Below are 3,390 nucleotides of genomic sequence, written 5' to 3'. Positions count from 1 at the left end.
TTTCCACAATCAATTTCTACCTATTTCTATAAATTTCAATCTATTTCTATTATCTTATCTCCATATCACTCTTATCTCCTTATCCCCTTTCTTACACTTTTGATATATAGCCTGAACGGTTACAAATTTTATTCAGAGGTACCAATTAATTGCAACTTATCACCAAATTTCTCTTTAAAAACATCTCCAAGAGTAACGCCAAGTCCCTCTTTTTGATTTTTCAGGTAGTCCTGGATTTTTTGTTTTTCTTCTTCCTGATAAACCCGTTTTAAACTCAAACTTATCCTTCGTTCTAATGGCTTAACATCTAACACCTTTACTTTAACCTGCTCTCCTTCTTTAACTGCTTCTGAAGGGGAGGAAATTTTTTTGACCGATAATTCTGAAAATGGAACTAATCCTTCTATCCCATCACCAAAATGGACAAAGATATAGGATTTAGTTATCTTCGAGACCGTTCCGGTGACAATTGAGCCAATCTCAAACTTTTTAGAGATTTCTTTCCACGGATCAACCTGAGTTTGTTTCAGGCTTAATGAAACCTTTCCTTTCTCCTTATCCACATCTAAGACCATAACCTCAATTTTATCTCCTACCTTCACTATTTCTCGTGGGTGTTTTATTCTTCGATAAGATAATTCTGAGAGATGAATTAAGCCATCCGCTCCTCCTATATTGACAAACGCACCAAATCCTGTAAGTTTAACTACCTTCCCCTGGCATATTTTCCCTGGATGTAAAGAGTCAAGGACTGCTTGCTTTTCCCTTTGAAGTTCCTCTTCTACTGCCGCTTTATGAGAGAAGATAAGTTTTCTCTCTTCTTGATTACAGTCTATTACCTTTAACCTTAAAGTTTTATTCAAATATCCATCTATGCCCCTTTTAGGGATAACATCAAGTTCTGACATTGGGATAAAACCTCTAATGCCAATATCAACAATCAATCCTCCTTTTACTCGTTTTACTACTTTACCATTTATTATTTTATTCTCTTTAAAAGCGGTAGTTACATTACTCCAGGCTTGTTCTATATCAACCCATTTTTTAGATAGAATTAAGTTTCCCTGTCCATCATCTGTGGTAAGAACATAAACTTTAACCTGGTCTCCAACTGAGATTACTTCTGATGGATGAGAAAAACGCCTTGTTGATAATTCTTCTTTTGGAATAAACCCCTCTGTTTTACCACCAACTGAAATTAATGCCCCTTCGTTATCTACCTGAACAACATAGCCATCGAGAATCATTCCATCTTTAATTGATTTAATACTTTCTTCATAAAATCTTTCTATATCCCCAACTTCTTCTATCATTTCTTCTTTTTGTGTTGATTCAATTTCAGGTTTTTCTTGAAATTCTGAGGGTATCACAGATTCCTTACGGATAACTTCTTCCATCGCTCGCTTAATCATACCGTTAAGAATACCACCATTACTTCCCATATTTCCTTTTTTACTCCTTTGTTACATTTCAGCTTGATTTTTCGCTGATTTAACTGTATTAACTAAAAGCATCGTAATTGTCATTGGTCCTACGCCGCCTGGCACAGGTGTAATCATCGAGGCTTTTTCTTTTACCTGCTCAAAATCGACATCACCAACTAATCTGAATCCTTTTTCTGAAGTAGAATCCGGGATACGGTTGACGCCAACATCAATTAGCACGACACCTTCTTTGACCATATCTGCTTTAATAAATTGAGGTTTGCCAATAGCGGCGACTAAGACATCTGCCCTTTGGCAGACCTCTGTTAAATCTTTAGTGCGTGAATGACATATAGTTACGGTAGCATTATTAGCCAGGAGTAACATCGCCACCGGCTTCCCAACAATATTACTTCTTCCCACGACTACAGCCTCCAGTCCACTTAAATTAACACCACTCCTGATTAATAATTCTATCACCCCATGTGGTGTACAGGGGAGAAATAATCCTTGTCTAACCATTTCCTCAAAATCCTTCACGGTAAAGAATTTCCCCACATTTACTGGATGAAAACCATCAACATCTTTATCTGGAGAGATAGCATTCAATACCAAAATTTCGTTAATATGTTTTGGAAGGGGTAATTGGACCAGGATACCATTTATCTTAGGGTTGTTATTGAGTGTCTCAATCAATTTTAGTAATTCATCTTCTTTTATCGTGGCAGGGAGTGTATGTTGTTCAGAGTAAATTCCTACCTTTTCACACGCCTTACCTTTATTTCGCACATAAACCTGTGATGCCGGGTCTTCTCCAACCAGAACAGTCGCTAATCCCGGGGTAATTCCCTTTAATTTTAATTCTGCTACTTCTTGAGTTACCTCTTGTCGAATTTGTTCGGCAATGGCATTGCCATCTATTATTTTGGCTGACATAGGTTAATAATCCTCCTTTTTTGGTAAATATAGCACTTATTAATCGAAATTTGACATAGATATGGCTATGAAATTCCAAATCACAAATTCCAAATTCTATTTAGTGAATTAGTGAATTAAGCGAATTAGTAAAATCTAATCTCTAATTCACTAATCTCTAATTCGCTTTTTGGTATGTGGAATTTGGTGTTTATTTGAGATTTGGTGCTTGGGATTTGGGATTTTTCCCTTATCCACTCTGAGTAAAATTTTGACTAATAACTGCTATAGACCAATTTGTGGCTTTTATTATAGATAGTTTTAAAATGATACCATTAAGGGGAAAAAAAGTCAAGAAAAATTTCCAACCATCAGCAATTCTAATTATGAAAATGTGTAAGCAAGGAGAATTGGAGAATAGGGAGAAAATATAACCACTAATAGGACACGAATAAGCACGAAACATAGGATTATTAGGATTAATTCGGTCTATTCGTGACTAATTTTAATCACTTTCTCCATTTCTCCTTCTCCATTTTCTCCCTTTCCCCTTTTTTACACAATTTCTGTCATAATGAGAATTGCTGTCCAACCATTGGGTAATGGGCCAGTGAAATGGGGGAGAGTGCCGATTTTTTTCAAATGGTGGCGGGACCCAGAATCGAACTGGGGACGCACGGATTTTCAGTCCGTCGCTCTACCGTCTGAGCTATCCCGCCTATTGAATTAAAGGTTAAGGTTAAGTAAAAAATTTCGGTAGTGTCTGACAATAACTCTAATAGTGAAATCTATGCAGATTTGGTGTCCAAAAGGGATTTCCTCCAAAGAGCAAAATGCAAAAAGCAAATATAAAAATTACATATCAAAATGTAAAATTATCTCTTTCCTTTCAGCGTTAAAATACTTGAAGCAAAGATATTACTAAATTCCTCCAACTCTTTGAGAAACCCTGCTACTTCCTCTTTGAAATTTGATTTGTAATTTTGCATTTTGATATTTATATTTGATATTTAATATTTGATATTTAATATTTATTTGTTGTCTTCCTGAA

2 protein-coding genes and 1 tRNA gene are annotated in these 3,390 nt (G+C 35.7%); all 3 read right to left on the bottom strand.

Annotated elements, in window-relative coordinates; genetic code table 11:
- Positions 1–128 precede the first annotated feature (128 nt).
- Entirely contained in the window at positions 129–1,442 is a 1,314-nt protein-coding gene (rpsA, locus tag AB1422_18115) for a 30S ribosomal protein S1 (GenBank protein MEW6621215.1), read from the bottom strand.
- A 21-nt stretch (positions 1,443–1,463) separates the two neighbouring features.
- Positions 1,464–2,360: a bifunctional methylenetetrahydrofolate dehydrogenase/methenyltetrahydrofolate cyclohydrolase FolD gene (folD, locus tag AB1422_18110; GenBank protein ID MEW6621214.1), complete on the bottom strand. Its 897-nt coding sequence runs from the start codon at positions 2,358–2,360 to the stop codon at positions 1,464–1,466.
- A gap of 622 nt (positions 2,361–2,982) precedes the next feature.
- A tRNA-Phe gene (locus tag AB1422_18105) sits at positions 2,983–3,058 on the bottom strand.
- Between the last annotated feature and the right edge of the window lie 332 nt (positions 3,059–3,390).

Source organism: bacterium (genome assembly GCA_040757115.1).
Lineage (GTDB): Bacteria > UBA9089 > CG2-30-40-21 > CG2-30-40-21 > SBAY01 > JBFLXS01.
The sequence above is the reverse complement of the archived record's forward strand: the minus strand, read 5'-3'. Positions and strand labels throughout refer to the sequence as shown.